Origin of the sequence: Succinimonas sp. (genome assembly GCF_045225735.1) — a bacterium.
Classification (GTDB): Bacteria; Pseudomonadota; Gammaproteobacteria; order Enterobacterales; family Succinivibrionaceae; genus Succinimonas.
On sequence record NZ_JBGVBR010000404.1, the window covers coordinates 1 to 6,223 of the forward strand.

The 6,223-nt window shown below is 51.8% G+C and carries 5 protein-coding genes; 3 read left to right on the plus strand and 2 right to left on the minus strand.

The annotated features are described in order from the left end of the window. Nucleotides 1-751: DUF6273 domain-containing protein (locus ACJROR_RS14245; protein WP_406547678.1), on the plus strand; the 751-nt coding region annotated here is incomplete at its 5' end. Nucleotides 752-914: 163 nt separating this feature from the next. On the opposite strand, the gene ACJROR_RS14250 is transcribed toward ACJROR_RS14245, so the two are convergent. Then, nucleotides 915-1,517 (minus strand): NUDIX hydrolase, encoded by a 603-nt coding sequence (locus ACJROR_RS14250; protein WP_406547679.1) that lies wholly within the window; start codon nt 1,515-1,517, stop codon nt 915-917. Nucleotides 1,518-2,096: 579 nt separating this feature from the next. Further along, nucleotides 2,097-2,255 carry a hypothetical protein gene (locus ACJROR_RS14255; protein ID WP_406547680.1) on the minus strand — a complete coding sequence of 53 codons (159 nt, stop codon included), beginning with the start codon at nt 2,253-2,255 and terminating at the stop codon, nt 2,097-2,099. A 189-nt stretch (nt 2,256-2,444) separates the two neighbouring features. On the opposite strand from ACJROR_RS14255, the gene ACJROR_RS14260 reads away from it, so the two are divergent. After that, the gene (locus ACJROR_RS14260) at nt 2,445-3,596 is read left to right on the plus strand and encodes an AAA family ATPase (protein WP_406547681.1); all 1,152 of its coding nucleotides are present in this window, start codon (nt 2,445-2,447) and stop codon (nt 3,594-3,596) included. 230 nt (nt 3,597-3,826) lie between these two features. After that, nucleotides 3,827-6,223 (plus strand): MobH family relaxase (gene mobH / locus ACJROR_RS14265; protein WP_406547682.1); only part of this gene is annotated, 2,397 nt, incomplete at its 3' end.

Consider the following 6,223-nt stretch of genomic DNA (forward strand, 5'->3'; position numbering starts at 1 on the left):
ATATGCGAAAATTCATGATCAGGCTCTGGCCCGTCTGGAAACACATCCGGAGTTCCGGGAAACAGCTTCCCGGCTGCGCTCCTTCCGGAATTTCGGGAAATCCCGCAGGGGCTCGGTTACCGCTCATACCATCACCGTGAATGATGTCAGGTATCCCCGAATGCTTATGAAAGGGGATGTCATCTCCTTCGGGCGCTACCCCTGCGACCGGGACGGCTCCCTGGCTCCTCTGGAATGGCAGGTTTTGGAGGTAAGCTCCGGAGAGGCTCTCCTTATTACCCGCTGCTGCATTGACTGCCGGCAGTATCATCACCGGGGGCAGGACATCACCTGGGAAGACTGCGATCTTCGGAAATGGCTTAACGGTGATTTCCTCCGGACGGCGTTTTCAGAAACGGAAATCCGGCGCATTCTGATATCACCTCTCAAAAATGCCGGGAACCCGCAATACGCCACTCCTGGGGGCAACGGCACCATGGACAGGATCTTCTGTCTCAGCAGCGAGGAAGCGCTCCGCTATCTCGGCGACAAAGCGGAAAGGGTGTGCCGGGCCACGCCTTATGCCCGGGAGAAGGGCGTCTTTACCAGTAATTACAGCGGCGGCGCGCATTTCTGGCTGCGTTCCCCCGGACATTATCAGACCAATGCGGCGGTGGTTATGGCTGACGGGGAACTGAATTATTACGGCGACGGGGTTTTCAGCGTGTGCAATGCGGTTCGGCCTGCTTTAAGGATCAGCGCTGAACTTTAGAAAACACGGATACGGAATGGCTCGGGAGACCGAAAAATGAAGGAATGTCAAAAGCTGAAAAGAAGCGGATTCTTGCCGTAGCGGGGAACCCGAAATCCGGAGATATCCCCCGGACACTCTTCTGAATGGCTCATTAAAGACATATTTACCGGGCCTGATTTTGTTAAGCGTTTTTCCCGAGCTCCGGCTGCTCCGGATAATGCAGTCTTGCTCCGTCAAGGATCGCGTCGGTAAGCTCCTCCCCCTTGTAGCAGAGCTTAAGGGAAAAGAATTCGCTCCTCTCATCCAGAAGCTTCAGAAAAATTCTGTCTCCCGCCCAGAGATTGCCGCATTTAAGAAGCTCTTCCTTCTTAATCCATACCAGACTGCCTTCGTTGCAGTCAGCGGCAATCGCCCCTTCGTATTCAGTCGCGGAAAACAGGAACATGTACTCGCAGCCGAAGACATCTGACACGAAGGTAATAATCCCCCGCAGCTTCATATCCGTAAGAACGATGCCGCATTCCTCCTTCATTTCCCGGAGCATGCATTCCTCCGGAGATTCCCCGTAATGAAAATGTCCCCCGAGGCCTATCAGCTTGTCCTTGTTGGTATCATGCTCCTTTTTTGTCCGGTGAATCATAAGATAGCATCCGTTCTGCTCAAGATAGCATACTGTGGTCAGATTCCGGGCATCCTGTGCCGTCTTAACACCGTTATCTTTTTCGGAGTCCCGGGCTTTGGGGACAGAAGCCCCGTTGTCGTTCAGGCCTGATTCATCTTTCATAGCGGTTTCATCATTCATATCAGTTTCAGCTTCTGAAAATAAAAACAAAGCTGCATACGGCGCGGCAATCCTGCGGGATCCTGATTAAGAAGTCCCCGGACGCCATAAAATTGCAGTCAGATTTGTGCCCATCGCATGCAGGCGGACACATTATATCGTGAGCAGCGGAAACAGCCACCAGGGAGAGCGCAGGCTTAGGTAAAAAACATCATCTCCTCTCATTTGCATCCCATTTCCATTAGACTTCCTATCGCAAAAATCGTCAGATTTCCGGTCTTTCAAATGATCCCGGATAGGATCCCGGTTTTACCGTCCCATAACAATTTTCGTAACAATCCGGAAGACTCGTGCCGGGAGGGTACCGGTAAACTCCGGAAACTGCCGCCAATATTGCAAATTGCCATTGATTACCTTACAATTCGCGGGTTTTCAAATCATAGCAGTTGGGTATCAGAGGAATCATGTTTAAATATTTAGCTCTTTCAGTGTTTTTTTGTTTAAGTACCGCATTTGCCTGTCCTGTCATATGCGTGGACATTACAGACATGAACTGCATGGCCCTTAAAAATTCATGCGATCTTATGGAAATGCAGGAACGGCACCGAAGAATGCAGCGGCTGCAGCAACAGCAAAGGAAATTCTCAAATCAGCAGAGGCGGCAAAAGACACCCCCGCGGAAAAAATCCCCGCAGAAGAAATTTCCGGGCAGATAATCAATTTTTCGGCATTGCCTGACAAAATTCACTTCTCCTGAAGGTCTCAGGAGCAAAAATTACCAAGCCAGCACTGGGTTCCGGGGCTGGCTTTTGGTATATGCAGCAAAGTTTTTTACCTGCCGTGAACGTTGCTGCTTCGGGCCGGAAATCATTCGTGCGATAATGAGGAGATTATTCCTGCGTGTCAAAAATGCATAAGGATAAATATCAGATGAAAAAATTCAACACCACAGGAGTATGCATCCCTTCAAAGCATTATATGGCAGATATCTCCGAGAAAGCGCAGGAAATAAAGAAGCTGGTTGATGATGGGAAGTATTTTATGATCAGCCGGCCAAGACAGTACGGGAAAACCACGACTCTGACGGCTCTCACTCAGACATTAGCTGACCAGTATGATGTCATCAGCATTGATTTTCAGGATGTAACCAGCGCTGATTTTGAGAATGAAAGCGAGTTTACGAAAAGACTGGCGCAGCTCCTTTGCGATACCAGAGACAGCATGGAGATTCCCGTTCCCGATGCATGCTATGACAGGTTTCAGAAGCTTGCCGGCACAGGAGAAAAGGTGAAACTGAATGATATCTTCAGAATTTTTGACAGCTGGTGCAAAGAGAACGCCAAGCCCGTGGTACTGATAATTGATGAGGCGGATACGGCAGCAAACCATCAGGTTTTCTGGGATTTTCTGGGAAAAATGAGATCCGGTTATATTAAGCGTGAAACTAATGCGAACTACCGTACCTTCCAGTCTGTAATTCTTGCCGGAGTTACTGATGTCAGGCATCTAAGCCCTCTAGACGAAATTAAAGAATACAGCCCGTGGAACATTGCTGCGGATTTCACTGTCGACATGAGTCTGTCAGAAGACGGTATCAAAGGAATGCTCAATGAGTATGAGGAGGATCATCACACCGGAATGGATACGGAAGCAGTTGCCAAAACTATCCGGGAATACACCAGCGGCTATCCCTTCCTGACAAGCAGGATTTGCCAGCTTGTCGATGAGGAAGTCACCAAGACCATGAACCCGGCGGAAGCCTGGACAGACAAAGGTATTAATCAGGCTGTCAGCTTGCTCCTTTCGGAGAATAACCCCCTGTTTGAGTCTCTCGCCGAAAAGCTGAACAGCTATCCCGAATTGAAGGCTGCCATTCGCCGCATTCTCATGGAAGGAACCAAACTTACTTACAATGCCCAGCAGGATGCCATTTCTGAAATGGAGATGTACGGGCTTATCAGAAACGACCATGGTACTGTCATGATAGCAAACCGCATTTTTGAGACGATGCTGCATAACCTTTTTCTTTCTGACGATGAGCTGAAAAAACATGTGTTAAGCCAAACGGGCGAATACAATTGAGTTTCAGCCAGCATTTACTTTTGTCTCGCATGACGTTATCTCATCATCTCATCATTTCATCATTTCATCATTTCATCAAAGAGCGTCTCAGTCCTTTTGCTAAAAGGCACGACTCCTGCCCCTAAGGCTTATTTGGCAGCCAGAATCTGAAATGCGGTTATTATCCTGATACTGCGCAGGGAATTTAGCCCGGTTACGAGGCCGGGGCAGGTCAGGAGAAGAATGCCGTGATGAATTTCATAGAGAGGATTATAAGAGCTGTTTCCGGAGATGGCATAGATGCCGGCAAGGACTCCGGATCTCCCTTGATTCCGGAGGGCAAAGCCGATCATAAGGCTGCGGGCTCTCCGGAAAACTCACGGCAGATCCGGGACAAAACCAAAGGTAAAGCAAAAGGCTCCGGGAGCAGCGGCACCGGGAAGCGCCGCAGGCATTCCCGAAGCGCTCAGAATATCCGGTATTCTCAAGCTCCTTATCCGCTGTTCTCCGGTGGCAGGACAGGGCGGTTATCTCCAAACCATCCCAGATCCCCGTATGATGCCTCTTATGAACCTCTCCAAAGGTTTCCTGGAAAATCCGGAAAGCCTTTTAATGCCGCTCCCTTTGGCCGCAAAAAAAACCGAAGAGGAACAAAGAGCGGGAATTTTGCCTTCGGGGCGGATCTCTTTGCAGCTGATGCTGGGAATTTCGGATATCCGGATTCTCCGGATACCGGACTCTTCTCTCCGGGAATGCCAGGCAGAAATCCGGAGTACTCCGGCGCCGATTGCAATGAAGCCGATCCCGGCGATCCTTTTTTTGAGATGCCGCTATCCGGATTTGATTTTTCAGGCGGAGGTGATGGCAGTCAGGATGATTACAGCATAGACGATTTTCTTCAGGATTATGCCCCGGAAGCCTTTATGCCTGATAATGACAGGCGCGAGGACTTTGCGGGGGACAGGCATAGAAACTCCGGGCATTTCCCGGATTCCCCGGCCGATTTCCCCGGGAATAACGGCGCGAGGGCCGCACCATCCGCTCCTTCTGGCAGTCTTTCCGGAGATCCCTTCTGTTCCTTTGAGGATTATCTTGCGGAAACCCGGGAGAACAGTTCTTCCGGGATAGTCGCAGCCTCGCAGGATAAGACAGCTCCTCATTCTCAATCCGTCTCAGGTTCTTTGCCTGCAGGTTCCCGGTCATTTCCCGGCGCATCTGCCATGCCCGAAGATGCCTCGGAGTATTCCGGGAGACTGGAGCTTAAACCGGCGGAGGAGTATTTCAGGAATCTCGCGCCCCTTATCGAGGAAGCCCGGGAGCATCTTCCTCTCACCCCGGAGGAGTTTCAGGAAATGGTGTTCCCCTTGCTTGAGAACACTCTGGAATACATGGATGCCCTCCCGGCCTCGGAATGCTATCACCACTGCGAGCCCGGGGGACTCTTCCGGCACAGTCTGGAAACCGCCGCGCTCACTCTCAGCTATCTTAAGCGGGATGTGATGACTCTGGGGGATGAACCTGAAAAGCGCCGCCGGAAAGCCGCGCTTTACGCTCTGGCCGTTTACACCGGAGGGCTTCTTCATGATGCGGGGAAGGCCTTTTCGGATATGGAGGTAATTACTGAGAAAGGAGATGCGTGGTCTCCGGTGGGGGAAAGCCTCCGGGGGTTTCTCGAGCGAGAAGGGAGCCGGTTTTATTATTTCCGCTACCGTCCCAGACGGGGCAAGACTCATGAAAACCTGACTCCGCTTCTGGCGGGCCGCATTATTCCGCCGGCTCTCCTGACGGCACTGATGTCAGATCCTGCTGTATATGCCGATCTCTTTGACGCTCTTTACGGCAATGCCGGATCCCCGTTTTTCAGCATTATCAAAAAGGCGGACAGCGGGAGCGTGGAAGCGGATCTCCGAGGTACCGGAAATGCCCTTAACCGGTTCTCCCGAAAGCCCCATGCCCTTATTCGTCTCCTGTCCCTTTTGCAAAACCGCATTCGGGAGACCCCGGCACCCTTTAATGCCCCCGGGAGCTATCTCTATCATATTGACCAGCGCATCTATCTTGTCATTACTCCGGATCGCTTCTGGGATCTTTTGCGTTCCGGGAATGATCTCGGCATTAACCTTCAGATCCGGGATCTCCGGGATCTGGCAGAAAAGCTGATCCTTCTGGGACTGGCCCGGGCCTGGAGACCGGAGGAAGGGGAGCCTCTGACCCCGCTGGCTCTTAATGACAACGGCCGGCTGCGGCTTATGCTGGGACTTGAGCTCGTAAGTCCGGAGTTCTTCTGTCAGAATCTGATGATCCCGTGCTCTCTCCCCGGCGTCGCGCCCGAGATCCGGGAGATGCTGCTGCGGCTTAAGCGGGAAGACAGTTCCCGGGACTATACTCTGGAGGAGCTTCAGGCCATGCTGGGGGATAACGGGGAAAGAAATGCCGGAGCTGGTGAAATGACCGGATCTTCGGGAGAAAATCCGGTACCAGGTGCGACACAAATTCCTTCAGAAAGCGCGGTTATAACGGAAAGCTCCCGGGAAACCTTGTCCCGGATCCCGTCTCCGGATAATGATATCCCGAAAACCCCGGGTATACCGGAGGGCAGCTTCTCCCTCCGGAATGCCCGGATTCCGGAGGAACCGGCCCCTGAAGCT

Coding starts and splice junctions, on each gene's coding strand:
- ACJROR_RS14250 (WP_406547679.1), bottom strand. CDS start 1,517: ATGAAAGATGAATCAGGCCTGAACGACAACGGGGCTTCTGTCCCCAAA.
- ACJROR_RS14260 (WP_406547681.1), top strand. CDS start 2,445: ATGAAAAAATTCAACACCACAGGAGTATGCATCCCTTCAAAGCATTAT.